Here is a 25,714-nt window from a genome sequence, read left to right as displayed (position 1 = left end):
AAGGAGTCGAAAGTCATCGTCGCCATCAACAAGGATCCCGATGCACCGATCTTCCAGGTGGCGGATTACGGGCTGGTCGCTGACCTGTTCGAAACCATCCCGGCCCTCGTCGCCGCCATCTAAACAAGCAATACGGAGAGAAACCCCATGAGCACCTATATCGCCCCGATTCGCGACATGCAGTTCGTCCTCAACGAAGTGGCCGGCCTCGAAGAAATTTGCGCCCTGCCCGGTAACGAGGAGTGTTCCGTCGATCTCGTCGAGTCCATCCTCGACGAAGCCTCCAAGTTCGCCACCGGCGTCCTCGACCCGATCAACAGCGTCGGCGACCGCGTCGGCCACGTCTGCAAGGACGGCGTCGTCACGACGGCGCCTGGCTTCAAGGAAGCCTACAAGCTGTTCGCCGAAACCGGCTGGAACTCCATGCCCTTCTCGCCGGAATTCGGCGGTCAGGGCCTGCCGGCCATCGTCTCGATGGCTGTCAATGAAATGTGGAAGGGCGCCAACATGGCTTTCGGCCTGTGCCCGATGCTGACCGGTGGCGCCATCGAAGCCATTGCCCACCACGCGTCCGACGAACTCAAGCAAAAATACCTGCCGAAGATGGTCGAAGGCACGTGGACCGGCACCATGAACCTGACCGAGCCGAACGCCGGCTCCGATCTCGCCGCCATTTCCAGCAAGGCCAAGGCCGTTGGCGATGGCACCTTCCTGGTCAGCGGCACCAAGATCTTCATCACTTGGGGCGAGCATGATGTCGCCGAAAACATCATCCATCTTGTGCTGGCCCGCCTGCCGGATGCGCCGCCGGGACTGAAGGGGATTTCGCTGTTCCTCGTGCCGAAGTTCCTTGTCAATGACGACGGTTCGCTCGGCAAGCGCAACGACCTGATCTGCGCCTCGATCGAACACAAGCTCGGCATCCATGGCAGCCCGACCGCCGTCATGTCCTACGGCGAGAACGAAGGCGCCGTCGGCTACCTGATCGGCGACGAGAACAAGGGCATCGGCTACATGTTCACGATGATGAACCATGCCCGCGTCAATGTCGGCCTCGAAGGCGTCGGCATTGCCGAACGCGCCTACCAGCACGCCCTGTGGTACGCCCGCGAGCGCGTTCAAGGCGCCCCGGTCGGCGACAAGTCGGGTGTCAAGAAGACCATCCTGCATCACCCCGACGTCCGCCGCATGCTCATGGATGTCAAGTCGCGAACCGAAGCCATGCGCACGCTGGCCTACTACACCGCCGCCAACATCGACCGCGCCCATGCTGGCAATGCAGCCGCCCAGTCCCGCGTCGATCTGCTGACCCCGGTCGTCAAGGGCTGGAGCACGGAGCAGGGCGTCGAGCTGTCGTCGACGGCGCTGCAAGTCTTCGGTGGTGTCGGCTTCGTCGAAGAAACAGGCGCGGCGCAGTACTACCGCGACTCGCGCATCACGACCATCTACGAAGGCACCACCGCCATCCAGGCCAACGACCTGGTCGGCCGCAAGCTGGCCCGCGAAAAGGTGCCGGGCGCAGCCATGAAGACGCTTATCGCCGAAATGTCGGCCGATGCCGAAGTTTTCGCTGCCAACGCGCAATTGGCCGGCATCGCTACCCATTTGAAAAACGGCATCAATGCCCTGTCGACCGCAGCAGACTGGATCGTCGCCAACTACGAAAGCAATCCGCAGGCCGTCCATGCCGGCTCGGTGCCTTTCCTCAAGCTGACCGGCATCGTCGTCGGCGGCTGGCTGATGGCCAAGTCGGCGGCCATCGCCGTCAAGCACATTGCGGAAGGCACGACTGACGACTTCTACAAGGCCAAGCTGGCCACGGCGAACTACTTCGCCGCCCACCAGCTGCCGTTCGCCGCTGCCTACTCGGCCGAAATGACCGGTGGCGCAGAGTCGGTCTTCGCCTTGCCTGAAAACCTGTTCTGATCATGACCACGCGTACCGATCGCGATGCAATGGAATACGATGTCGTGATCATCGGCGGCGGCCCTTCGGGGCTGTCGTCGGCGATTCGCATCAAGCAACTGGCCGAGCAGAGCGGCAAGGAAGTCTCGGTTTGCCTGCTCGAAAAAGGGTCTGAAATCGGCGCCCACATTCTGTCCGGCGCTGTGCTCGAACCGCACGCCCTGGCCGAACTTTTTCCCGACTGGCAGGAACGCGGCGCGCCGCTCAATACGCCGGCTGGTGAAGACCGGCTGTTGTTCCTGACGGAAGCGGGCGCTTACAAACTGCCGACGCCGCCGCAGATGGGCAACCACGGCAACTACATCATCAGCCTGGGCAATCTGGCCCGCTGGCTTGGCGAGCAGGCCGAAGCGCTCGGCGTGGAAATCTATCCGGGTTTCGCTGCGGCCGAAGTGCTTTATCACGAAGACGGCTCGGTCAAGGGCGTTGCCACTGGCGACCTCGGCATCGGCAAGGATGGCCAGCCTGGCCATAACTTCCAGCCGGGCATGGAACTCCATGCCAAGCAGACCATCTTCGCCGAAGGCTGCCGTGGCTCGCTGACCAAGGAGTTGTTTGCCAAGTTCAATCTGCGTGACGGCGTCGATCCGCAAACCTACGGCATCGGCATCAAGGAGCTGTGGGAAATCGATCCAGCCAAACACCAGCCAGGGCTGATCGTGCACTCGGTGGGCTGGCCGCTGACCAGCGACACGTATGGCGGTTCTTTCCTCTATCACCTGGAAAACAACCTCGTCGCCATCGGCATGGTCGTCGGTCTCGATTACAAGAATCCCTGGCTGTCGCCCTACGAGGAATTCCAGCGTTACAAGACCCATCCGGCCATCCGTGGCTATTTCGAAGGCGGCCGACGCATTTCCTACGGCGCCCGTGCGCTGTCGGAAGGTGGCTACCAGTCGGTGCCCAAGCTGACCTTCCCGGGCGGTTTGCTCATCGGCGACACGGCCGGCTTCCTCAACGTGCCCAAGATCAAGGGCACGCACATGGCGATGAAATCGGGCATGGTCGCCGCCGAAGCGGTCTTCGAACATCTGGCCAAGGACAACGCCGGGGCGGAAGCCACCGAGTACGCCGAGCAGATCAAGAAATCGTGGTTGTGGGACGAGCTCTATCAGGTCCGCAACATCCGTCCTGCCTTCAAGTGGGGCCTGTGGGGCGCGCTGGCTTACGGCGCCATCGACACCTATGTCTTCAAGGGCAAGGCGCCGTGGACCCTGCATCACCACGACGACCACACGCAACTCGGCGACAAGAACAGTCATCCAAAAATTGCCTATCCGAAGCCGGACGGGCAGCTGACCTTTGATCGCCTGTCTTCGGTCTTCCTCTCGGCCACCAACCACGAGGAAAACCAGCAGACGCACCTGCGCCTCAAGGATGAAAGCGTCGCCATCAGCGTCAATTACGCCAAGTACGGCTCGCCCGAAACGCGTTATTGCCCGGCCGGGGTGTACGAAATCCTCGGCGAGGAAGAAGGCAAGCCGCGCCTGCAGATCAACGGGCAGAACTGCTTGCATTGCAAGACCTGCGATATCAAGGACCCGACCCAGAACATCAACTGGACGGTGCCGGAAGGTGGCGGTGGGCCGAACTATCCAAACATGTAGTTCAAATTGAGCCGACCGGGAAAATTCCACGGTCGACCGGAAAAAACATGAAAACCCGAGAACAGCGCAGCACCACAAATTTATCGGAGTTTCCAGGAGGTCTTATGTCACAACCCAATATCCAGGCGAAGATTCGGAGCAATCCGCGATTCGCCGAGCTAGTCGGCAAGCGCACGCGCTTCGCCATCATTCTGTCGTTGCTCGTGCTGGTGCCTTACTACACCTTCATGTTCCTCGTCTCGACGCAACCGCAGATTTTTGCAGCCAAGATCAGCGAAGGCAGCGTCATCACCATCGGCTGGCCCATCGCGGCACTGATCGTCATAGGCGGCTGGCTGCTGACCGGTGTTTACATCAGCCGTGCCAATGGTGAGTTCGACTCGATCACTGAAGAAGTCCTCAAGGAGGCTCGCAAATGAAGCGCTCCCTCACCCCATTGATCGCCGGCAGCCTGCTCGCCTTCTCCTTCACCGTCTTTGCTGCCGGTGGCGCCATTGAAGGCGTCGAGAAGCAGCCGCTCAACATCAGCGCCATTGCCATGTTCATGGTCTTCGTGCTGGCCACGCTCGGCATCACCAAGTGGGCCGCCGGCAAGACCAAGACAACGGCAGACTTCTACACCGCTGGCGGCGGTATCACCGGCTTCCAGAATGGCTTGGCCATCGCTGGCGACTACATGTCGGCGGCGACCCTGCTTGGTCTGACCTCGATGGTCTATTTCAAGGGCTACGATGGCTTCATCTACGCCGTTTGCTTCTTCATCGGCTGGCCGATCATCATGTTCCTGATGGCGGAGCGCCTGCGCAACCTTGGCAAATTTACCTTTGCCGACATCGCTTCCTACCGTCTTGACCAGAACCGCATCCGCACCTTTGCGGCAATCGGTTCGCTGACCGTTGTCTGCTTCTACTTGATCGTGCAGATGGTTGGTGCCGGCCAGTTGATCCAGTTGCTCTTCGGGCTGGAGTACAACTATGCCGTGGTCGTCGTCGGCATCCTGATGATGGTGTACGTTACCTTCGGCGGCATGACCGCAACGACCTGGGTGCAGATCATCAAGGCCTGCCTGCTGCTCGGTGGCGGTATCACCCTGATGCTGCTGACCCTGGCGCAGTTTGACTGGTCGCTAGAAAATCTGTTCACCAAGGCCATCCAGAATCACAAGCTGGGCGAAAAGCTGATGGCGCCGGGTTCGCTGATGGCTGACCCGATCTCCGCCTTCTCGCTGTCGCTCGGCCTGCTCTTCGGTACGGCCGGCCTGCCGCATATCATGATGCGCTTCTTCACTGTGCCGAACGCCAAGGAAGCACGCAAGTCGGTGTTCTATGCAACCGGCTTCATCGGCCTGTTCTTTATGGTGACCATGGTGCTCGGCGCAGGTGCAATCTATATCGTCGGTACGAATCCGGCCTTCTTCGAGGGCGGCCAAGTCGGCGGCAAGGTCATCGGCGGCGGCAATATGCCGGTCATGCACCTGGCCAAGGCGGTTGGCGGCGATGTGTTCCTCGGCTTCCTGTCGGCCGTTGCTTTCGCCACCATCCTGGCTGTGGTTTCCGGACTGGCGCTGGCCGGTGCCTCCGCCATCTCGCACGACCTGTACGCCCGCGTCATCAAGAAGGGCTCGGCGACCAGCGCCCAGGAAATGAAGGTCACCCGCCTTGCTTCCATCGGCCTCGGCATCACCGCCATCCTGCTCGGCATTGCCTTCAAGGACCAAAACGTGCTGTTCCTTGTCGCGCTTGCATTCGGTGTCGCTTCCTCCGTCAACTTCCCGATCCTGATCCTGTCCATGTACTGGAAGGGGCTGACGACGCGGGGCGCACTGTGGGGTGGTATCACCGGCTTGGTTTCCTCGGTAGGCCTGGTTGTCCTGTCGCCGACCGTGTGGGTCAAGATTCTCGGCAACAAGGCCGCCATCTTCCCGTATGACCATCCGGCCATCGTGTCGATGACGCTCGCCTTCTTCGTTACCTGGTTGCTGTCGGTTACCGACAAGAGCATCCGTGCTGACAAGGAAAAGGAAGCTTTCGAAGAGCAGTACATCCGCGCCCAGACCGGGCTCGGTGCTTCCGGTGCACACGCGCACTAAGCGACTCTGCGGGTGAGACTTCGGAGAACACACCCGTCGTCTCATTCCTTTCGGGAGCCTTCGGGCTCCTTTTTTTCTTGGGGTGCAAGATGGAGAATGAATTAGCTATTCCCTTCCGTGGCATCGTCGAGCAGTCTCTGGCTGGCATGTATGTAATCCAGGACGAAGTCTTCCAGTACGTGAACGTTACCTTCGCCAGCATGCTGGGCTATACGCCAGAGGAAATGACCGGCATGCATCTTCGCCAGGCCGTCGTTCCGGAAATGCAGGAAGCGACCATCGCCAATTTCCATCGCCGGATCAGTGGCGAAGTGCCCAGTATCCGTTACACAACTATCGGCCGGCACCGGACTGGCGAGTCGGTGCACCTTGAGGTGCATGGGTCGAGCGTATTGTTTCGCGGACGACCGGCGGTGGTCGGCGTCGGCATCAACATCACCGACCAGTTGCAGCAACAGGAAGCACTGCGCCTGTCGCGCGAGCGCCTGCGCGAACTGGCGGCTTACATCAACACGGCGCGCGAGGAACAACGGGCACGCATTGCCCGCGAACTGCACGACGTGGTGGGCGGCATGCTGACCTCAATGAAGCTCGATATTCACCGGATCAATCGGCGCATCAACGACCCGGAACTATTGGAAATCACGACCGATCTCTCGCAATTGGTTCAGGAGAGCATCGATACCGTGCGTACCATTTCGGAAGACCTGCGCCCGGGGGTACTCGATCACCTCGATCTGGTGGCCGCCTTGCACAGCGCCCTGCGCGAGTTTGCCGAACGGACCGAGATCGCGTGTGAACTTGATGCTGACAAGTTCGCTGTGCGCCTGTCGCAGCCTCGCGAAACGGCTGCCTACCGGATTTGCCAGGAAGCGCTGACCAATATCGCTCGTCACGCCCAGGCCACACGGGTAGTCGTTCGCGTCAGAGCGGCCGATGCTTGCCTGCATATGGAAATCGAAGACAACGGTCGCGGCATGCCAAGCCCGACGCTGACTGGCAAGAGCATCGGCCTGGTCAGCATGGCCGAAAGGGCAAGGGAGTTTGGCGGGCAACTGTCGCTACTGCCGAATGCCGCGGGAGGCACATGTCTGCAGGTCGTGATTCCGCTGGAGGATGCTGCATGATCGAAATCCTGATGGCCGATGACCATGCGATTTTTCGCAGTGGCGTTCGTCGCCTGTTGTCGGACGAGCCGGACATGCGCATCGTCGCCGAGGCTGCGAACGGGCAGGAGGCAGTGGAGTACCTGCGCCAGCGAACATTCGGGCTGGTCCTGCTCGACGTCAACATGGGCGGCCGTAGCGGTCTCGATACCCTGCGCCGCATCCGTCTCGAGTGGCCGGTCCAGCCGGTCATCCTGCTCTCGATGTACCCGGAGGCGCAGTACGCCCCGATTGCCCTGCAGGCCGGAGCGCACGGGTATCTTTCAAAGGATCGCGACGCTACCGAACTGGTTGCCGCCATTCGCATCGCCGCCGGTGGCGGCTACTACCTGCCGCCGGGTGTGGCACCGGGAAACCTGCTGCACGGCTCCACCGCCGACGCGCCACCCGCCTGGAAGCGCCTGACCGAAAGGGAGTGGCATATCCTGCGCCTGATCGTCAAAGGCGTGTCGTTGACGGACATCGGCGAAGAGCTGTGCCTGAGCGTCAAGACCGTCAGTACCTATCGCGGACGTGTGCTGGAGAAGCTCGGCTTGCACAGCAATGCCGACCTGGTGCGCTATTGCCTCGAACATGGCATCACCGAATGAATAGCCCCGGACTGAAATATCAGAATTTTCTGACAGCGAAGATGGAAATATCCGGCAGGAATTGACCGCCGGGCGGCCTACCCTCCTTGTTCTAAGCCAACAACAAGGAGACAAAAGAATGCCGTTCGAGCCTATCGTCACGACCCCGTCGGCCTACGCCTATCCGCTGCTGATCAAGCAACTGCTGCATTCTGCCCGCGCCACGGCGGGCGAGCAGGAAATCGTCTATCGCGACCAGTCCCGCTACAGCTATCGCCAGTTCTTCGAGCGTATTTCCCGCCTGGCCAATGCGCTGTCCGGACTCGGCGTCGGGCCGGGCAGCACGGTGGCGGTGATGGACTGGGACAGCCATCGCTATCTGGAAGCCTTCTTTGCCGTGCCGATGATGGGCGCGGTGCTGCAAACGGTGAATGTGCGCCTGTCACCGGAACAGATCCTGTACACGCTGAATCACGCCAAGGCTGACATCGTGGCGGTCAACGTCGAATTCATCCCGATTCTGGCGATCATCAAGGAGCAGCTCGAAACGGTGAAGAAGTTCGTCCTGATCACCGACGATGGCGCGACGATGAGCAGCTTCAAGGTACCCTACGCCGGCGAGTACGAAGCCCTGCTGGCGGCGGCGCCGAGCAGCTACGACTTCCCCGATTTCGACGAAAATACCCGCGCCACGACCTTCTACACCACCGGCACCACCGGTCTGCCCAAGGGCGTCTATTTCAGCCATCGGCAGCTCGTGCTGCACACGCTCGGCGTCGCTACAGCCCTCGGCACGGCAGCCGGGCAGGGGCGACTGCATCGCAACGACGTCTATATGCCGATTACGCCGATGTTCCACGTGCACGCCTGGGGCATGCCCTACGTCGCCACCATGCTCGGGCTGAAGCAGGTCTATCCCGGCCGCTACACGCCGGACATGCTGTTGCAGCTGATAGCCAAGGAAAGCGTGACCTTCTCGCATTGCGTCCCGACCATCCTGCACATGCTGTTGAGCAACAAGGCCGGCGAGAACATCGACCTGTCGCGCTGCAAGATGATCATCGGCGGTGCCGCCTTCCCCAAGGGCCTGGCCGCGGCCGCGCTGGCCCGCGGGATGGACGTGTTTACCGGCTACGGCATGTCGGAAACCTGTCCGATCCTGACCATCGCCCATGTTCGCGACGAACTGCCGGATTGCGACGCCCAGGCCGCCGAACGCATCAAGACCGGCTACACCATTCCGCTCGTCGATCTGCATACGGTCGATGCCGAGATGCTCGATGTCGAGCGCGACGGCAAGGCGACCGGCGAGATCGTCGTGCGCGCCCCGTGGCTGACCCAGGGCTACCTGCACAACCCGGACGCCTCGGAAGACCTGTGGGCCGGCAGCTACCTGCACACCGGCGACATCGGCACCCTCGATCCCCGCGGCATGCTGACCGTCACCGACCGCCTGAAGGACGTCATCAAGACCGGGGGCGAATGGGTGTCCTCGCTCGAACTGGAGAGCGTCATTTCGCAGCATCCGGCGGTCAATGAAGTCGCCGTCATCGGCATCAAGGACGACAAATGGGGCGAGCGGCCGCTGGCCATGATCGTCCTGCGCGCCGAACACACGGCGACGGTCGACGACATCAAGCAGCACGTCCTGCGCTTTGCCGAGGAAGGCCATATTTCCAAATTTGCCGTGCCCGAGCAGGTTCGTTTTGTCGACAGCCTGGCCCGGACCAGCGTCGGCAAGCTCAACAAGAAGGCCATGCGCGAGCAACTGGCCTGATAACGCGATTCAGGAGAATCAGCAATGAAACTAGTGGTCAATAAAGCGGCCGTTCTCGGTGCCGGCGTCATGGGGGCGCAGATTGCCGCCCACCTCGCCAACGCCAACGTGCCGGTGGTGCTGTTCGACCTGCCGGCGAAGGAAGGCGACAAGAACGGCATCGTCAAGAAGGCGCTCGATGGCCTGAAGCGCCTGCAACCGTCGCCGCTGGTGACGCGTGACAAGCTGCAATACATCGACGCCGCCAACTACGAGGAACATCTGGAACTGCTCTCTGGCTGCGATCTGATCATCGAAGCCATCGCTGAACGGATGGACTGGAAGAACGACCTGTATTCCAAAATTGCCCCGTTTGTGCCGTCGACCGCAGTCGTCGCCTCCAATACCTCCGGCCTGTCGATCAATGCGCTGGCCGAAGGCTTGCCGGAGGCGCTGCGGCCGAACTTCTGCGGCATCCACTTCTTCAACCCGCCGCGCTACATGCCGCTGGTCGAAATCATCGCCACCCGCAGCACCGATCCGGCCACCCTCGACAATCTCGAAACCTGGCTGACCTCGCGCCTCGGCAAGGGCGTCGTCCGTGCCCTCGATACGCCCAACTTCGTGGCCAACCGCATCGGTGTCTTCTCGATTCTGGCGGTCATGCATCACACGGCTGCCTTCGGCTTGGGTCTGGATGCCGTCGACGGCCTGACCGGCCCGAAGATCGGGCGCCCGAAGAGCGCCACCTACCGGACCGGCGATGTCGTCGGCCTCGACACCCTGGCCCATGTCGTCAAGACCATGCGCGACACCCTGCCGGGCGATCCCTGGCATGGCTACTTCAATGTCCCGGCCTGGCTCGATGACTTGATCGCCAGGGGGGCGCTTGGCCAGAAAACCAAGGGCGGCATCTTCCGCAAGCAGGGCAAGACCATTCAGGTGTTCGATCCGGCCAGCGGCGATTACCGCGACAGCGACGACAGCCTGGCGCCGGAAGTCGACGCCATGCTCAAGATGAGCGACCCGGCGGCCCGCATGACCGCCTTGCGCACTTCGCACCATCCGCAGGCCCAATTTCTGTGGGCGATCTTCCGCGACCTGTTCCACTACTGCGCCGTGCAACTCGAAAATGTTGCCGACAACGCCCGCGATGTCGATTTCGCGCTGCGCTGGGGGTTCGGCTGGGCGCAGGGGCCGTTCGAACTGTGGCAGGCCGCCGGCTGGGCCGAAACGGCGCAGGCCATTGCCGCCGACATCGCCGCCGGCAAGGCCATGAGCAGCGTGCCGCTGCCGGCCTGGGTGATGACCAAGGGGCGCAGTGGAGTGCATGGCCCGGCCGGCTCCTGGTCGGCCAGCCGCCAGGACAATGTGCGGCGCTCGACCCTGCCGGTCTATGGCCGTCAGCTCTTCCCGGAATTATTGCTGGGTGAAACCCTGGCCCAGCCGGAGAGCAGCGGCCAAACCCTGTTCGAAAACAACGGTGTCCGTTTGTGGACGCTGCCGGCGGCCGATGCCGGCATCGGCATCATTTCCTTCAAGTCCAAGATGCACGCCATCGGCGACGAAGTCCTCGACGGCGTACTGGCTGCACTCAAGCAGGCAGCCGGCAGTCTCGATGGCCTGGTCATCTGGCACGACGCGCCCTTTGCCGTCGGCGCCAATCTCAAGCAGATCAGCGATGCCTGCGTGGCCGGTGATTTCGATCGCCTCGAACAGACGGTGAGCAAGTTCCAGCAGGCGACGATGGCCATCAAGTATGCGCAACTGCCGGTCGTGGCTGCCGTGCAAGGCATGGCGCTCGGTGGTGGTTGCGAGTTCGCCATGCACGCCGCCAAGCGCGTGCTGGCGCTGGAAAGCTATCTCGGTCTGGTCGAAGTCGGCGTCGGGCTGATCCCGGCCGGCGGCGGCTGCAAGGAGCTGGCGCTGCGCGCGGCGCGCTGGGCGGCACAGTCCGGCGCTTCGGGCGAAGTGCTTGGCAACCTGTCGCCAACCTTCATGACCGTGGCCATGGGCAAGATGAGCAAGAGCGCGCATGAAGCGATCGATCTCGGCTTCGGCAAGGCCGGCGACACGATCCTGTTCAATGCCCGCGAGCTGCTCTTCGTTGCACTTAAGGAGGCGCGGCTATTGGCTGATGCAGGCTACGCGCCACCCGTTCCGGCGCGTGGCGTGCCGGTCGCTGGTCGGACTGGCATTGCCAGCATGGAAATGACGCTGGTCAACATGCGCGAAGGCGGCATGATTTCAGCCCACGATTACCGCGTTTCCCGTGCCGTGGCCGTTGCCCTGTGCGGCGGTGAAGTGGCATACGGCAGCCTGGTCGATGAGGCCTGGCTGCTGGCGGTCGAGCGCCAGCAATTCCTCGAACTCCTCAAAACCCCGGAAACCCAGGCACGCATCAAGCACATGCTGGATACCGGTAAACCCCTGCGTAACTGAGACGGCGGAGACAGACAATGAACAAACAGATTCAGGACGCCTACATCGTTGCCGTGACCCGCACCCCGGTCGCCAAGCGCAAGGGCATGTATCGCAACGTGCGGCCGGATGACCTGCTGGCCCACGTCCTCAAGAGCGTCATGGCCCAGGCGCCGGGGCTGGACCCGGCGCTGATCGGCGACGTGATTGTCGGTTGCGCCATGCCGGAAGCCGAGCAGGGCATGAACGTCGCCCGCATCGGTGTCTTGCTGGCCGGGCTGCCCAACAACGTGCCGGGCATTACCATTAACCGCTTCTGTTCTTCCGGTTCGCAAGCGGTGGCCGATGCCGCCAACCAGATCCGCCTCGGTCAGGCCGACGTGATGATCGCCGCCGGCACCGAGTCGATGACCGTCATGACCAACATGATGGGCAACAAGGTGGTGGTCAATCCGGCTGTGTTCGCCCACGATGAGCAGCGGGCCATCGCCTTCGGCATGGGCCTGACCGCCGAGAAGGTTGCGGAGCAATGGCACATCAGTCGCGAGGAACAGGATGCCTTCGCCTACGCCTCGCACCAGAAGGCCTGCGCGGCGATCGATGCCGGCCACTTCAAGGCCGAGATCACGCCGTATCTGGTCGATGAGTATCTGCCCGACCTGAAGACCGGTGAGGTCCAGCTTCGTCAGCGTCTGGCCAAGAACGATGAAGGCGCACGCGCCGACGTGACGGTGCAGAGCCTGGCCAAGCTGAAGCCGGTGTTCCACGCCAAGGGTTCGGTGACGCCCGGCAACGCCTCGCAGATGTCGGATGGTGCGGCGGCGGTGCTGCTGGTGTCGGAAAAGATCCTCAAGCAGTTCAATCTGGTGCCATTGGCCCGTTTCTGCAGCTTTGCCGTGGCCGGTGTACCGCCCGAAATCATGGGCATTGGCCCGGTCGCGGCGATCCCCAAGGCGCTCAAGCTGGCCGGCATTGCCGAACACCAATTGGACTGGATCGAGCTCAACGAAGCTTTCGCCGCGCAGGCGCTGGCCGTGTTGAAGGAAGTGCCGCTCGACCCCGGCAAGATTAACCCGCTCGGCGGCGCCATCGCGCTGGGCCATCCGCTCGGGGCGACCGGTGCCATCCGCACCGCCACGCTGGTGCATGGCCTGCAGCGCACCGGCGGCAAATACGGCATGGTCAGCATGTGCATCGGCACCGGCATGGGTGCCGCCGGCATCTTCGAACGGCTGTGAGGCGGCAAAATTGCTGCGCGACCGGGGTGCCACGGCGCAGAGACTGTTTGCCGATATTGAAACAACGGTGGCGAGGCTGCTTGGTCATGTCGATACGTCGATGAAGGTAGTCGGCCTGCGTCTGCAGGAGGGGGTTGCGAGGTGAGCAATCGCCTGCTGCCTGCCGTCAAAAGCCATCCCGAAGGTGTCCTTGCCGCTGCCGTGCCCTATCTCAGTCAGGCGGTCATCGTCAGCAACGGCTGGTTGATGGGGCGTGCGGCGCACGCCTGCATCGGGCTAAGTGAATACTGAATCCCTTCTTGCGTATGAGGCTTCTGTTTCTAGCGGCAGTTGTCTCATTTTTCAGGGGCCTTCGGGCCCCTTTTTTATTTCAAAATCGGGGGTTTTTTTGGGTTGACCGTGGGGTTTTCAATTTTTGCGAGGTCTATTACTTTTGGCAGGGCTACAATGAAAAGCAAGTCTCCGTTTGAGGGGCGGGAGGGATACATGCAGTTCATTGCCAATGAAAAGTCAGTGCCGAGGATTCACCTGATCGGCAGTATCGCCATGGTCCTGATTTTGACCGGGGCACTGGCGGCTTTCTTTACCTGGCAAAACCTCTCCGAACGTCGGGATTCGTTCGCCCGCATCGAGCAGGGCGTCACCGACCAGCTCAAGGCCCGCGTCGCGACGGAAATGGAGCGCTCGCTCGAATACATCGAATTCGCCCGCGCCCGCAGCGAAACGGTATTGCGCCAGAGCCTCGTCCAGCAAGTCGATACCGCTTTCCAGATCGCCCAGGCCATCTATGACCGGGAATCGCCGCGCCGCCCGGCCGCGGAAGTGAAGCGCCTGATCATCGAAGCCCTGCGCCCCGTTCGCTTCTACGACGGCCGTGGCTACTTCTTCATCGACGACATGAGCGGCCAGTTCATCCTGCTGCCCACCGCACCGCAGCTTGAAGGCAAGACCATCCTCGACAACCAGGACGACACCGGACATTTCATCATGCGTGGCCTGATCGAAGCCGCCGGCAAGCCGGATGGCCAAGGTTTCTCGCGCTACCGCTGGTACACGCCGGATGACCCGAAAAAAATGGCGGACAAGCTCGCCTATGTTCGCCGCTTTGCGCCGTATGACTGGCTGATCGGCACTGGCGACTACACCTACAAATGGGACCAGTTGCAGCAACAGGAGGCGATTGAGCGGCTGCGCTCGGTCCGCTTCGGGGCGAGTGGCTACATTGCCGTGATCGGTCGCGATGGCCGTCCGCTCATCTCGCCGTCGAACAAAGAACACGAAGGCCTGCCGCCCGCATCCCTGCCGGCGATTGAGCGGGTGGCGCGCGATGTCCTGATCGACAAGGCGATTGCCGGCGGCGGCTTTGTCAGTTACGAATGGCCGCACCCGAAAACCGGCAAAGCGGCGACCAAAACAGCGCTGGTGCAGCGTGTCGAGCCTTGGGGCTGGGTGGTCGTCGCCACTGTGTTCAACGATGAATTCCAGAGTGCGCTCGATGCCGAAAAGGAAGTTTACGAAGCCGGCTCAGACCAGCGCTCACTGCAGTTTTTGCTCGCCGTACTCGGCGCGCTGGGCATTGCGCTGGCTGGTTCGTTGCTCTTCTCCCGCTGGTCGAAGCGCCTCTTTGCCAACTACCATCAGCAGAATCTTGCCCAGCAGAATGCCCTGCAGGCCAGCGAGCAGAAGCTGGCGACGATCCTCGACAGCGTCGAGGCCTACATCTACATCAAGGGTCCGGATTACCGCTATCTCTACGCCAACCGCCCGGTTCGTGATTTGTTCGGCAAGCCGATGGCGGACATTGTCGGGCACGAGGATTCTGCTTTCTTCGATGCCAAAACCGCCGACAACATCCGGCGTAACGACAGCCGCGTGCTCGAGCACGGCGAGCGGGTGGCCGAGGAGGAGGTCAATACCAGCCGCGACGGCAGCGTGACCAGCGCCTACGCCTCGGTCAAGCTGCCGCTGCGCGATGCCGAGGGCGGAATCTATGCCTTGTGCGGTATTTCGACCGACATTACCGCCCGCAAGCAAAGCGAAGCCGAGCTCGAACAGTATCGCCACCACCTCGAAGCCCTGGTCGATTCGCGCACGGCGGAACTGGCCGAGGCCAAGGATGCCGCCGAGGCGGCGAGCCGGGCGAAGAGCACCTTCCTGGCCAACATGAGCCATGAGATCCGGACGCCGATGAATGCCATCCTCGGTCTGGCTCATCTCCTGCGCAAGGATGCCAGCGCGCCGAAGGCAATCGATCAGCTCGGCAAACTGACCGAGTCAGCCCGGCATCTGCTCGGCATCATCAACAACATCCTCGATTTCTCGAAAATAGAAGCCGGCAAATTTGCCCTCAGTGTGGCCGATTTTTCACCGGCTCAGGTCGTTGAATACAGCCTGAGCATGCTCGCCGAGCGGGCCGCTGCCAAGGGGCTGCAACTGGTCTGTTCGGTTGATCCGGCGGTGCCGCCGATGTTGTTCGGCGACGCCCTGCGCCTTGAGCAATGCCTGCTCAATTACCTGGGCAACGCCATCAAGTTTTCCGAATCAGGAACGATTTCCGTCCATGCCTCGGTCAGTGAAGATACCGGCGACTCGGTGCTGCTGCGTCTGGAGGTTTCCGATCAGGGCGTGGGGATTTCCGCCGAGCAATGTGCCACCCTGTTCAGCCCCTTCACCCAGGCCGACGACACGATGACCCGCCGCTTTGGCGGCACCGGTCTGGGCCTCGCCATCAGCCGTCAATTGGCCCACATGATGGGCGGTGACGTCGGTGTCGACAGCGAGCTGGGCGTCGGCAGCACCTTCTGGATGACGGCGCGTTTGCCCAAGGTGGCCAGCCAGCCGGCTCCGTCGGCGCCGGCTGATGCGGTACCGGCCATGCCCGAGGCGCTCATCGCGCAACGCTTTGCCGGCGCCCGGGTGTTGCTGGTCGAAGACGACCTGGTCTGTCGCGAAGTGGCGCTGGAGTTGCTGTCGATCGCCGGCCTCAAGGTTGATGTCGCCGAAAATGGTGAGCAGGCGGTGGCCAGCGTCCAGGCCAACGATTACGCCGTGGTCCTGATGGACATGCAGATGCCGGTAATGGGCGGCATCGAGGCGACGCGCGCGATTCGGGCCCTGCCCGGCAAGGTGATGCTGCCAATCCTGGCGATGACGGCCAATGCCTTCGAGGAGGATCGCCTCGAGTGCCTGCAGGCTGGCATGAACGACCATATCGGCAAGCCGGTCGATCCGGATGTGCTGTTCATGACCCTGCTCAAGTGGCTGGAAAAAGGTGGTTGAACAGCCTGGATATTTCATTTTTCAGTCTTTTTTCGGGTTGACCGTGGAAACAGTGATGGGCCGGAAGGATCACCCCCAAGGTCGGGTGAAGCATTAAAATTGGCTTCCTGCCTCCCGTAATTCAGTGACTGCATAGCCTTTCACTCCGTTGGTGTCATCGCAGATGAATTCAATTGATATCTTCCCTTGGGATGACAACTTCAATACGGGGTTGTCCTCCGTCGATGAGCAGCATCGCAAACTGGTCGAGTTGCTCAATGTTCTCGCCGGCCATGTCGCATTCAAGTCCGATGAGCTGGTGCTTGATCGCCTGTTCGACGAGTTGGCGGAGTACGCGGTCTACCATTTCGAGTCGGAGGAGGCGATCTGGCGCACTTATCTGGTCGACGACCCCGGCGAGATAGCGCACCGCAAGACGCACGCCTCGTTTGTCGACGAAGTCGTGCGCATGCGCGAGGGATTGGCCTCGCGGCCGATAATGGAAGTGGCCGAAGAAACGCTTGGATTTCTCGCCCGCTGGCTGGCCTCGCACATTCTCGAGACTGACCGCTACATGGCCTGCGTTGTTCTGGCCATCAAGGACGGATTGACTCTCGAGGAGGCAAAGATCCGGGCCAAGGACGAGATGAGCGGAACGACACGAACGCTGATCGACATCATCCTGGCGATCTACGGCACCTTGTCCAACAACACCTTGCGACTGATGCGCGAACTGGCCGAACACCGGCAGGCCGAGACTTCGCTGAACGAAGCCAAGGCGGCGCTGGAAGAGTCGAAGCACCTGCTGGAGACGGTCGTGGACAACGTGCCGGTGCGCATATTCTGGAAAAATCGCGATCTCGACTATCTGGGCTGCAACCCGGCATTTGCCAGGGATGCCGGCAAGGCGTCGCCGCGGGAGTTGATTGCTCGGAGCGACTATGAGATGGGCTGGGCACCGGAAGCCGATCTCTATCGCGCCGATGACCGGAAGGTCATCGAATCCGGCATCCCCAAGCTCAACTACGAGGAACCGCAGACGACACCGGACGGGAATACCATCTGGCTGCGCTCATCCAAGGTTCCCCTCAAGGACGGCAACAACGAGATCATTGGCGTCCTCGGCATCTACGACGACATTACGGCGCGCAAAGTCGGCGTTGAGGCGCTCAGGGAAAGTGAAGAGCGACTCCGGCTGGCCTTGCATGCGGCAAATCAGGCATGGTTTGACCTCGACCTGGGGACGGGCGCGGTCGTCGTCAGCCCCAACTACGCACGAATGCTTGGCGAGGAAGCGGGTGAGTTCAAATCGAGCCTGGCCAACTGGCTCGATCACATTCATCCCGACGACATTGCGGCGCTCAAGCAGCAATTCGATCGCTGCCTCAAGCTCCCGGGGGCGCAGACCATGGAATACCGTCGCCAGACGAGATCGGGCGACTGGCTCTGGATGCAGTCGGTCGGCGAGGTCGTCGAGCGCGATGGCGAGAATCGGCCGGTTCGCATGATCGGCATTCATACCGACATTTCCGAACGCAAGAAATCGCTGCACGAGCAAAACCGGCTCAATCGGGCCTTGCGCCTGCTCAGCGAGTGCAATCTGGCACTCGTCAGAAACGACAGCGAAGCGCAGCTTTTGAACGATGTCTGTCGTTTGATCGTGAACACCGGTGGCTACATGAGCGCCTGGGTTGGTTATGCCGAACACGATGCGGGAAAAACCGTTCGTCCGGTCGCTCAGTCAGGCTGCGAGAATGGCTATCTGGAGAAAGCGATCATTTCCTGGGATGGCGCCAGCCAGTATTCGGTCGGGCCGACGGCTCGCGCCATTCATTCCGGTCAGACGCAAATCAGCCAGGACCTGCAAGCCAGCAACGGACCGGAGCCCTGGCGCGTTGCGGCCATCCGGCAAGGCTATCAGGCCGCCATCGCCCTGCCGCTCAAGCAGGGTGAGAGCGTTCTCGGTGGGCTGTGCGTTTATGCCGCCGAAGCCCATGCCTTTGGCCCCGACGAGGTCCGCTTGCTGGAGGAGCTGGCGTCCAACCTGAGCTTTGGCATCATTGGCCTGCGTACCCGGGTCCAGCGAGAAAAGGCCGAGGCTGCCAATAAAGCCAAAAGTTCGTTCATCGCCAACATGTCGCACGAGATTCGCACCCCCCTCAACGCCATCAGCGGCATGGTGCACCTGCTGCGCCGTTCCGGCGTCACGGCGGAGCAGGACTGCCGCCTCGAAAAAATCGATACGGCCGGCCAGCATCTGCTGGAAATCATCAATGCCGTGCTTGATCTCTCGAAAATTGACGCCGACAAGCTTGAGCTGGACGACAGCGCCATCGACATCAGTGCCATTCTCGACAATGCCGTGGCCATGGTTCACGACAAGGCGCGGGCCAAGAATGTCGCAGTGATCGTCCACCATGCACCGAAGCTGGCGCTGAGGGGCGATCGGACCCGGCTGCAGCAAGCTGTCCTGAACTACCTTTCCAATGCAGTGAAATTTACCGACGCCGGCCGGATCGAACTCGGCTGCCGGATCGTCGAATCGACACCGGATGACGTGCTGATCCGCCTCGAAGTCAGGGACAGCGGTATCGGTATTCCGGCTGACGCGTTGCCCAGGCTCTTTTCAGCCTTTGAGCAGGCGGATAATTCGACGACGCGCAAGTACGGCGGAACCGGCCTGGGTCTGGCCATCACCAAAAAAATCGCCCAGTTGATGCAGGGTGACGCCGGTGCCGAGAGCGTTCCCGGGCAGGGCAGCACCTTCTGGTTCACGGCCCGGCTGAAACTGGTCGGCCCGGCGGTGACGGGCTTGGGCGGCGCCTCGCCAGCGGATATCGAGGCATCGCTGCGGAGGCATTTCACGGGCCGTCGCGTTCTGCTCGTTGAGGACGAGCCGATCAATCAGGAAATTGCCCGCATGTTGCTGGAAGACGTTGGTCTCGTCGTCGATGTTGCCAATGACGGCGTCGAAGCCGTTGCTGCCGCTGCCGACCAGTCCTACGACATTGTGCTGATGGACATGCAGATGCCGCAGATGGACGGCCTTGAAGCGACGCAAAGAATCCGCCAGTTGGCGGGGTATGGTCGGACGCCAATCATCGCCATGACCGCCAATGCCTTCATCGATGATCGTCAGCGCTGCATGGCCGCCGGGATGACGGATTTCATCGCCAAACCGGTCAATCCGGATGTCCTGTTTGCAACCTTGCTCAGGGGTTTCGAGGCGCCGCGGAAAAGCTGACCACGGCCCGATTCCATTTTTCAGCCTTTTTCCGGGTTGACCGTGGCAATCTCGGCGCGCTCGAACAACGAGCGGATGACCACCCGGCGGATGCCCGGATTGTCCGGCACGGCGTACATGACGTCGGTCATCATCTCCTCGAAAATGCCGCGCAGGCTGCGCGCCCCGGCCTTGTACTCGATGGCCAGCTCGGCCATCTGGCGGAAGACGTCGGGGGCGACCTGGAGGTCCACGCCGTCGGCCGCCAGCATGGCGCGGAACTGGCGGTAGATGGCGTTCTTCGGCTCGGTCAGGATGCGCACCAGCATGTCCTGAGAAAGATCGTGCAGGCGGGTGACGATGGGCAGGCGGCCGGCAAATTCGGGGATCAGGCCGAATTCAAGCAGGTCGGTCGGCTTGACGCGGGCGTTGAGGCGTTCGAGGATTTTCTGGTCGTCGCCGCTGGTCGTCGAAATGAAGCCGAAGGTGTGCGTCCGGGTCAGGATGTGATCGAGCCCGACAAAGGCGCCGCCGCAGATGAACAGGACGTTGGTGGTGTCGATGTGGCGCCCGTCCTTGAGCCGCACCGGCGCCCCTTCCATGATCTTGAGCAGGGCATGCTGGACGCTTTCGCCCGAGGTGGCGCGGGCCTGGCCACCGATGGCCTTGAGCTTGTCGACTTCATCGACGAAAACGATGCCGCGCTGCGCCCGTTCGATGTCGCCGTTGGCGCGGTCGAGCAGGCGATGCAGGATGGCTTCGATCTCATCGCCGACAAACTGCGTCTGGGCCAGCGAGGTGGCGTCGGCCGTGACGAAGGGGACGTCGAGAATGCGCGCCAGCGTTTCGCAGAGCAGGGTCTTGCCGGTGCCGGTCGGACCGATGAGCAGGATGTTGCTTTTGGTCAGTTCGACGTTGTCGACCGCAGCATTGGCTGCCATGCGCCGGTAGTGGGCGTAGATGGCAACGGCCAGCGTGCGCTTGGCGTCTTCCTGACCGATAACGTGTTCGGACAGCTGGCGGACGATTTCGCTGGGTTTGAGCTGGCTGGACATTGGGGCACTCCTTCGACGGAATGCCCCGATGCTAGCCCGGTCAGCCCTTTTCGGGAAGAACGATATTGACTTCGAGGACTTCGTAATTGCCCTGTTTTTCGAGCGATACGCGAATGTCCTCGGTGTTCACTTTGACGTACTTCGAGATCACGGCGATCAGTTCGCGTTGCAGATCGGGCAGGAAATTGGCGCTGCTGCCGCCGCCATCGCGTTCGTGGGCGATGATCAGCTGCAGGCGCTCCTTCGCCAGGTGGGCGGTTTTCGGCTTGTTGCCGAAGAGCATCGAAAGCAGCGACATTTCACTTGCCTCCGAACAGGCGCTTCAGGAGGCCCGGCTTGACGTAATCGACGAAACGCAGCGGCTTGTCCTCGCCGAGGAAGCGGCTGATCACGTCGTGGTAGGCCTCGGCCGCATCGGTATCCTTCTGGTGGATGACCGGCGAGCCCTGGTTGGAGGCCTGCAGGACCTCTTCCGATTCCGGGATGACGCCGATGATGGGCACTCGCAGGATTTCCTGGATGTCCTTGTACGACAGCATTTCGCCGGCTTCGACGCGGGTCGGGTTGTAGCGCGTGATGAGCAGGTGTTCCTTGACCGGGTCGCGGCCTTCGATGGCGCGGCGCGACTTGGCCTGCAGGATGCCGAGGATGCGGTCGGAGTCGCGCACCGACGAGACTTCCGGATTGGTCACGACGAGCGCCTCGTCGGCGAAGGTCAGGGCCATCACGGCGCCCGATTCGATACCGGCCGGCGAGTCGCAGACGATGTACTCGAAGCCCTGATGTTCGAGTTCCTTGATGACTTTCTCGACGCCTTCCTCGGTCAGCGCATCCTTGTCGCGCGTTTGCGAGGCGGGCAGGACGTAGAGGTTGTCGGCGTGCTTGTCCTTGATCAGCGCCTGGGTCAGCGTTGCTTCGCCGTTGATGACATTGATCAGGTCATAAACGACGCGGCGTTCGCAGCCCATGATCAGATCGAGGTTGCGCAGGCCGACGTCGAAGTCAATGACGGCCGTCTTGAAGCCGCGCTGGGCGAGGCCGGTGGCAAAGCTGGCGCTGGTGGTGGTCTTGCCGACCCCGCCCTTGCCGGAGGTTACGACGATGATTCTGGTCACGTGAGTTCTCGCTGGGTAAGTTATGAAAAGGAGTCGCGTCGAAACGCGCGATTAACGGAGCGCCAGGGCGGCGACGGTCAGGCGACTTTCGCCACCTTCCTCGGTCAGGCCGACGGTTGCCGGCTGGCGGGCGAGTTCGGCGGGAACGCCGGCCTCGAAAGTTCGGTAGATGCCGGCCACGGAAACCAGTTCCGCCTCCAGGCAGGTAGTGAAGATGCGCGCCGTCTTGTCGCCGCTGGCACCGGCCAGGGCGCGGCCGCGTAGCGGCGCGTAAATGTGGATGTTGCCGTCGGCAATGACTTCGGCGCCGGCGCTGATCATCGCCGTGACGATAAGGTCGCTGCCCTTGGCGTAGAAACGCTGGCCGGAACGCAAGGGCTTGTCGAGCGTGACGGTGCGCGGGGCGGGTTCTGGTGCGGGCGGCGGGGCGACGACCAGCGCCGGTTCGGCAACGGGGGCGGGCGTTGGCGCAGCCGGGGTCTCGGCCGCTGTGGGGCGTGCCGGGCTGCGACCCAGCGCGTCCGGGCCAATGGTCGGCAGGCCGGCCGCATTGGCCGAGGTGGCCAACTCTTCCGGCAGTCCGCGGGTGGCGATGACGTGCAAGCCGGAACCGCGCAACAAATCGCAAATGGCCGGCCAGTCGGGGCTGTCAATCAGCGTCTCGGCGTGGCTGAAATCGAGAACGGCCAGCTCATTTTCGAAAAAATCCGGGCTGTTGCCGGTCAGTTCGCCCAGCGTAGCGTGCAGCGTGGCGAGGTTGGTGGTGCGGAGCTGCGTCTGGATGATCTTGAGCGAAGTGCCCTTGAACTGAATCGGTGCGTCTTTGGCCATGCCTGCTGCTGTGTTGCGGAAAGGGGCGCGATTATCCCATAGGCGACCAGTGTGAAAAATGAAACTTGTGTAACGGTGCGGCTGGCCCTGCGCCGGTTCCAAGAGGGGCCGGATGGAGCTGGGGCGAGTCGCCGCAAGCGGTTAAAATGACGGCTTTTGCCGAAAGCCAGCCCATGCTGAACAAGCTCTCCGCCTTCCCCGGTGTTCAAGGCCCGGTCGTCATCATCGTCATGGACGGCTACGGCCTGCCCAAGACCGATGTCGGCAGCGCCATCGCCGCCGCCCGCAAGCCGACGCTCGACCGCCTCTTCGCCAATTACCCGAACATCCGCCTGCGCGCCCACGGTACCGCCGTCGGCATGCCGTCCGACGACGACATGGGCAATTCCGAAGTCGGTCACAACGCTATCGGCGCCGGGCAGGTTTATAGCCAGGGTGCTTCGCTGGTCTCGAATGCGATTTCCTCCGGCGCCATCTGGCAGGGCGAGGCGTGGCAGCAGATCATTGCGGGCGCCAAGGCTGGTCGCGGTGTGTTGCATTTGCTGGGCTTGTTCTCCGACGGCAACGTGCATAGCCACATCGACCACCTCAAGGCCATGGTCGTCCGGGCCAAGGCCGAAGGCATCAGGACCGTGCGCATCCACGCCCTGCTTGACGGCCGTGATGTGCCGGAAACCAGCGCGCTCAACTACGTCGTGCCGTTTGAAGCCTTCCTCGCCGAGATCAGCACCGACGGTTTCGATGCCCGCATCGCTTCTGGCGGTGGCCGCCAGTACATCACCATGGATCGCTACGACGCCAACTGGGCGATGGTCGAGAAGGGCTGGAAGACGCACGTGCTTGGCCTGGGTACGCAGTTCCCGAACGCGACTGCTGCGGTCAACGGCCTGCGCGAGCAAAATCCGGGCACCATCGACCAGGATTTGCCGGAATTCGTCATCGCTGACAACCGCAAGGCCATCGGCACCATCGAAGACGGCGATTCGGTCGTCTTCTTCAACTTCCGTGGCGACCGTGCCATCGAAATAACGCGCGCCTTCGAGGAGGTGGCTTTCGACAAGTTCGACCGCGTCCGCGCCCCGAAGGTGACCTACGCCGGCATGCTGCAATACGACGGCGACCTCAAGCTACCGGCCCGCTTCCTCGTCGCCCCGCCGGCGATCAAGGACACCACCGGCGAATGGTTCGCCAAGTCGGGCATCGCCCAGTTCGCCTGTTCGGAAACCCAGAAATTTGGCCACGTCACCTATTTCTGGAACGGCAACCGTTCCGGCAAGTTCGAGGGCGAAACCTGGCAGGAAGTCCAGAGCGACGTCGTGCCCTTCGAACAACGGCCGTGGATGAAGGCGGCCGAAATTGCCGATGCGATGATCGCCGCCCTCCAGTCCGGCCAGTACCGGACGCTGCGTTGCAATTTCGCCAACGGTGACATGGTCGGTCACACCGGCAACTTCTACGCCGCAACGCTGGCCGTCGAAGCCGTTGATCTGTCGCTGGCCCGCGTCCTCCAGGCCGTCGATGCGGCGGGTGGTGTGGCGCTGATCACGGCCGACCACGGCAACGCCGACGAAATGTTCGAGCTGGACAAGAAGACCAAGCAGCCTGCCCTGAACAAGGACGGCTCGTTCAAGGCCAAGACGGCGCACACGCTGAATCCGGTCCCGCTGATCCTTTACGACAACGTGAGCGGCGGCAAACTCGGTCTGAAACAGACCGAAACGGCTGGCCTGTCGAATATCGCCGCCACCGTCGCCAACCTGCTCGGGCTGGAGAAGCATGCGGCCTGGGACGACAGCGTACTCGACATCAAATAAGGAATTCCGGCACAAGAAAATGGGCGTCTTGCCGTGCGGCAGACGCCCATTTCATTTTTTGCGATTTTTTCCGGTTGACCGTGGAAACCGGTTGGCTGCCAGAAAAACTAGCTTTCCGACTTGCCTTGCGCCTTGTCGAGTTCCGCCAGCAGTCGCAAGGCCCGTTCCCGATTTTTCTCCTTGGCGGCGGCGCGCTCGGCCACGTTGGCGGCTTCGTCCAGCGACGCCTTGATCAGCACCTCGTGCGGTGTCAGGCCGCCCATGGCAGCGCTGAGCATACGCTCGACTTTTTCGTCCAGATCTTTGTCCGGCATCGGAATCTCCATTCTGATCGGCTACTGAGTTGGCGCTTCACGCAGGGTGGGAAGCGCCAAGTCGCTATCGTTGTTATTTGACGCCCGGTTTGCGGCCCGGCGCTGGGCGTGGAATATACCCTGAAATGCGGCATTGAAACCCTTCAATTGCCTTGCCTTTGACATAGCTGGTCACGCTGCAGCGCGATATGTCGCCGCGGGCAGATAGCTCGGTCAGCGAGGCGCGAACGTCGGCCAGCGACATGTTGATCGCTGCAGCAATATCGGAATCGAGTAGCTGGCCATGCTTCTTGAGGTGTTCGAGAACTTTTGTGGCGTGCATCAGGGTTCCTTTCCGTGGCCTTGGACGGGTTTCGCTTCCGCAACAGAAAACGGAAAGGATCGCCGGCTTTGGCAATAAAACAAACTCCCTGTTTTTGTTGCACCTGCACACGGCGGGCGGTTCAAGGCAAACAAAAAAAGAAGCCCGCGCTGGGCGGGCTTAAATCCATTTCTTGGAGGAGATGGAGGAGACAAATTCATTATGCCCAGATCTATTGTGCACCGCAACATCTTTTGTGTATCGAATTGTGTCAACGCTTGTTTCGTCTCTGGCCAATCCCGGTATTCGCCGTCGGGGTGGCCGTTCTGGCGATTGAGCGTAAACGAAAAAAGCCCCGCGAAACGCGCGGGGCCTTTGTTTTCGGGAAGCCCGAAAGAATTACTTGGACTTCTTGGTGACGGCAGCGATGTTGGCCTGGGCTGCATCTGCAAACTGCTTGGCAACGGCGTTCATGTTGCCGAAAGCCGAGTTGGCGGCAGCGATGGCGCTCTGGATCGCGGCGACAGCACCTTCGGAACCAGCCGGAGCCGACTTGGTGGCCTTTTCGACCATGCCGGCGATGGACTTCTGGAAGTCACCGAACTGGGCTTCGACCATCTTGGCCAGATCCTGCTGGGTCTGGGCCGTGATTTCATAAACCGAACGCGAGTAGGCAACAGCCTTCTCGACAGCCGGCTGGGCCAGGGCGGTCTGAGCGGCCAGGGCTTCCTTCGGATCCTTGGCACCCATGACCGACTTGACGCCGGAAACGGTATCTTCCAGAGCAGCGCGGGCGGTGTTCAGGTTCAGGGCGGCGATGCGCTCGGCAGATGCGAGGGCAGTGTTGGCGACGGACAACAGGGAGTCAACAGTTGCTTTGTTGGCGGCGGCGAATTGCTCAGGATTGATAGACATGTGTTGTCTCCAGAAAGGGTTATCGGTGTGTTCGGCAACGAGTATAGCGCACTATTCATAAAAATTGTGCACTGCAG

20 protein-coding genes and 1 pseudogene are annotated in these 25,714 nt (G+C 61.7%); 14 read left to right on the top strand and 7 right to left on the bottom strand.

Features of this window, described 5'->3' with window-relative positions:
• The 13 genes and pseudogenes from AC07TV_RS11345 to AC07TV_RS11285 form a co-directional block, all read left to right on the top strand.
• A pseudogene (locus tag AC07TV_RS11345) lies at positions 1-123 on the top strand (electron transfer flavoprotein subunit alpha/FixB family protein); the annotation flags it as partial.
• Between the two features lie 24 nt (positions 124-147).
• Positions 148-1,926, top strand: coding sequence for an acyl-CoA dehydrogenase C-terminal domain-containing protein (locus tag AC07TV_RS11340; RefSeq protein ID WP_494648458.1), 1,779 nt, complete (start codon positions 148-150; stop codon positions 1,924-1,926).
• 2 nt (positions 1,927-1,928) lie between these two features.
• Positions 1,929-3,572 carry an electron transfer flavoprotein-ubiquinone oxidoreductase gene (locus AC07TV_RS11335; RefSeq protein WP_494648457.1) on the top strand — a complete coding sequence of 548 codons (1,644 nt, stop codon included), beginning with the start codon at positions 1,929-1,931 and terminating at the stop codon, positions 3,570-3,572.
• Positions 3,573-3,676: 104 nt separating this feature from the next.
• Complete coding sequence (locus tag AC07TV_RS11330) at positions 3,677-3,991, top strand: DUF485 domain-containing protein (RefSeq protein ID WP_494648456.1); 315 nt, start codon at positions 3,677-3,679, stop codon at positions 3,989-3,991.
• Entirely contained in the window at positions 3,988-5,661 is a 1,674-nt protein-coding gene (locus AC07TV_RS11325; protein ID WP_494648455.1) for a cation acetate symporter, read from the top strand. The genes AC07TV_RS11330 and AC07TV_RS11325 overlap by 4 nt, the downstream gene beginning before the upstream one ends.
• Before the next feature lie 89 nt (positions 5,662-5,750).
• On the top strand, positions 5,751-6,788 hold the full coding sequence (locus AC07TV_RS11320) for a PAS domain-containing sensor histidine kinase (RefSeq protein WP_494648454.1): 1,038 nt from the start codon (positions 5,751-5,753) through the stop codon (positions 6,786-6,788).
• On the top strand, positions 6,785-7,417 hold the full coding sequence (locus AC07TV_RS11315) for a response regulator (protein ID WP_494648453.1): 633 nt from the start codon (positions 6,785-6,787) through the stop codon (positions 7,415-7,417). Before AC07TV_RS11320 ends, AC07TV_RS11315 begins: the two co-directional genes overlap by 4 nt.
• A 118-nt stretch (positions 7,418-7,535) precedes the next feature.
• A complete protein-coding gene (locus AC07TV_RS11310) occupies positions 7,536-9,173 on the top strand; it encodes a fatty acid--CoA ligase (RefSeq protein ID WP_494648452.1) in 1,638 nt (545 codons plus the stop codon).
• Positions 9,174-9,197: 24 nt separating this feature from the next.
• Complete coding sequence (locus AC07TV_RS11305; RefSeq protein WP_494648451.1) at positions 9,198-11,594, top strand: 3-hydroxyacyl-CoA dehydrogenase/enoyl-CoA hydratase family protein; 2,397 nt, start codon at positions 9,198-9,200, stop codon at positions 11,592-11,594.
• Between the two features lie 17 nt (positions 11,595-11,611).
• Positions 11,612-12,811, top strand: a complete 1,200-nt coding sequence (locus AC07TV_RS11300; RefSeq protein ID WP_494648450.1) for an acetyl-CoA C-acyltransferase — start codon at positions 11,612-11,614, stop codon at positions 12,809-12,811.
• A gap of 141 nt (positions 12,812-12,952) precedes the next feature.
• Entirely contained in the window at positions 12,953-13,102 is a 150-nt protein-coding gene (locus AC07TV_RS11295; RefSeq protein ID WP_494648449.1) for a hypothetical protein, read from the top strand.
• Positions 13,103-13,297: 195 nt separating this feature from the next.
• Entirely contained in the window at positions 13,298-16,090 is a 2,793-nt protein-coding gene (locus AC07TV_RS11290) for a cache domain-containing protein (protein WP_494648448.1), read from the top strand.
• A gap of 163 nt (positions 16,091-16,253) precedes the next feature.
• Positions 16,254-19,313 (top strand): bacteriohemerythrin, encoded by a 3,060-nt coding sequence (locus AC07TV_RS11285; RefSeq protein ID WP_494648447.1) that lies wholly within the window; start codon positions 16,254-16,256, stop codon positions 19,311-19,313.
• Positions 19,314-19,333: 20 nt separating this feature from the next.
• On the opposite strand, the gene clpX is transcribed toward AC07TV_RS11285, so the two are convergent.
• Genes clpX through minC form a run of 4 tightly spaced genes read right to left on the bottom strand, consistent with a single transcriptional unit; the run spans position 19,334 to position 22,293 of the window.
• Positions 19,334-20,347, bottom strand: coding sequence for an ATP-dependent Clp protease ATP-binding subunit ClpX (gene clpX / locus AC07TV_RS11280; RefSeq protein ID WP_494648446.1), 1,014 nt, complete (start codon positions 20,345-20,347; stop codon positions 19,334-19,336).
• Between the two features lie 40 nt (positions 20,348-20,387).
• Positions 20,388-20,645: a cell division topological specificity factor MinE gene (gene minE / locus AC07TV_RS11275; protein ID WP_011286046.1), complete on the bottom strand. Its 258-nt coding sequence runs from the start codon at positions 20,643-20,645 to the stop codon at positions 20,388-20,390.
• Between the two features lies 1 nt (position 20,646).
• Entirely contained in the window at positions 20,647-21,462 is an 816-nt protein-coding gene (minD, locus tag AC07TV_RS11270) for a septum site-determining protein MinD (RefSeq protein ID WP_494648445.1), read from the bottom strand.
• A gap of 51 nt (positions 21,463-21,513) precedes the next feature.
• Positions 21,514-22,293 (bottom strand): septum site-determining protein MinC, encoded by a 780-nt coding sequence (minC, locus tag AC07TV_RS11265; RefSeq protein ID WP_494648444.1) that lies wholly within the window; start codon positions 22,291-22,293, stop codon positions 21,514-21,516.
• Positions 22,294-22,466: 173 nt separating this feature from the next.
• Between minC and gpmI the strand changes: the two genes are divergently transcribed.
• Positions 22,467-24,107, top strand: coding sequence for a 2,3-bisphosphoglycerate-independent phosphoglycerate mutase (gpmI, locus tag AC07TV_RS11260; protein ID WP_494648443.1), 1,641 nt, complete (start codon positions 22,467-22,469; stop codon positions 24,105-24,107).
• Positions 24,108-24,214: 107 nt separating this feature from the next.
• Here the strand turns inward: gpmI and AC07TV_RS11255 are convergent, their stop codons facing one another.
• From AC07TV_RS11255 to AC07TV_RS11245, 3 genes are all read right to left on the bottom strand, one after another.
• Positions 24,215-24,421 carry a hypothetical protein gene (locus AC07TV_RS11255; RefSeq protein ID WP_494648442.1) on the bottom strand — a complete coding sequence of 69 codons (207 nt, stop codon included), beginning with the start codon at positions 24,419-24,421 and terminating at the stop codon, positions 24,215-24,217.
• Positions 24,422-24,494: 73 nt separating this feature from the next.
• On the bottom strand, positions 24,495-24,743 hold the full coding sequence (locus AC07TV_RS11250; RefSeq protein WP_494648441.1) for a transcriptional regulator: 249 nt from the start codon (positions 24,741-24,743) through the stop codon (positions 24,495-24,497).
• Between the two features lie 378 nt (positions 24,744-25,121).
• Complete coding sequence (locus AC07TV_RS11245; protein ID WP_494648440.1) at positions 25,122-25,637, bottom strand: phasin family protein; 516 nt, start codon at positions 25,635-25,637, stop codon at positions 25,122-25,124.
• Positions 25,638-25,714: the final 77 nt, after the last annotated feature.

The sequence above is a fragment of the Azonexus sp. GW821-FHT04F04 genome, from assembly GCF_059420025.1.
This window is presented reverse-complemented; position numbering and strand designations above follow the sequence as displayed.

Excerpts from the sequence above, each read along its gene's own strand:
- AC07TV_RS11340 (WP_494648458.1), top strand. The coding sequence starts at position 148 with ATGAGCACCTATATCGCCCCGATTCGCGACATGCAGTTCGTCCTCAAC.
- AC07TV_RS11335 (WP_494648457.1), top strand. The coding sequence starts at position 1,929 with ATGACCACGCGTACCGATCGCGATGCAATGGAATACGATGTCGTGATC.
- AC07TV_RS11330 (WP_494648456.1), top strand. The coding sequence starts at position 3,677 with ATGTCACAACCCAATATCCAGGCGAAGATTCGGAGCAATCCGCGATTC.
- AC07TV_RS11325 (WP_494648455.1), top strand. The coding sequence starts at position 3,988 with ATGAAGCGCTCCCTCACCCCATTGATCGCCGGCAGCCTGCTCGCCTTC.
- AC07TV_RS11320 (WP_494648454.1), top strand. The coding sequence starts at position 5,751 with ATGGAGAATGAATTAGCTATTCCCTTCCGTGGCATCGTCGAGCAGTCT.
- AC07TV_RS11315 (WP_494648453.1), top strand. The coding sequence starts at position 6,785 with ATGATCGAAATCCTGATGGCCGATGACCATGCGATTTTTCGCAGTGGC.
- AC07TV_RS11310 (WP_494648452.1), top strand. The coding sequence starts at position 7,536 with ATGCCGTTCGAGCCTATCGTCACGACCCCGTCGGCCTACGCCTATCCG.
- AC07TV_RS11305 (WP_494648451.1), top strand. The coding sequence starts at position 9,198 with ATGAAACTAGTGGTCAATAAAGCGGCCGTTCTCGGTGCCGGCGTCATG.
- AC07TV_RS11300 (WP_494648450.1), top strand. The coding sequence starts at position 11,612 with ATGAACAAACAGATTCAGGACGCCTACATCGTTGCCGTGACCCGCACC.
- AC07TV_RS11290 (WP_494648448.1), top strand. The coding sequence starts at position 13,298 with ATGCAGTTCATTGCCAATGAAAAGTCAGTGCCGAGGATTCACCTGATC.
- AC07TV_RS11285 (WP_494648447.1), top strand. The coding sequence starts at position 16,254 with ATGAATTCAATTGATATCTTCCCTTGGGATGACAACTTCAATACGGGG.
- clpX (WP_494648446.1), bottom strand. The coding sequence starts at position 20,347 with ATGTCCAGCCAGCTCAAACCCAGCGAAATCGTCCGCCAGCTGTCCGAA.
- minE (WP_011286046.1), bottom strand. The coding sequence starts at position 20,645 with ATGTCGCTGCTTTCGATGCTCTTCGGCAACAAGCCGAAAACCGCCCAC.
- minC (WP_494648444.1), bottom strand. The coding sequence starts at position 22,293 with ATGGCCAAAGACGCACCGATTCAGTTCAAGGGCACTTCGCTCAAGATC.
- gpmI (WP_494648443.1), top strand. The coding sequence starts at position 22,467 with ATGCTGAACAAGCTCTCCGCCTTCCCCGGTGTTCAAGGCCCGGTCGTC.
- AC07TV_RS11255 (WP_494648442.1), bottom strand. The coding sequence starts at position 24,421 with ATGCCGGACAAAGATCTGGACGAAAAAGTCGAGCGTATGCTCAGCGCT.
- AC07TV_RS11250 (WP_494648441.1), bottom strand. The coding sequence starts at position 24,743 with ATGCACGCCACAAAAGTTCTCGAACACCTCAAGAAGCATGGCCAGCTA.
- AC07TV_RS11245 (WP_494648440.1), bottom strand. The coding sequence starts at position 25,637 with ATGTCTATCAATCCTGAGCAATTCGCCGCCGCCAACAAAGCAACTGTT.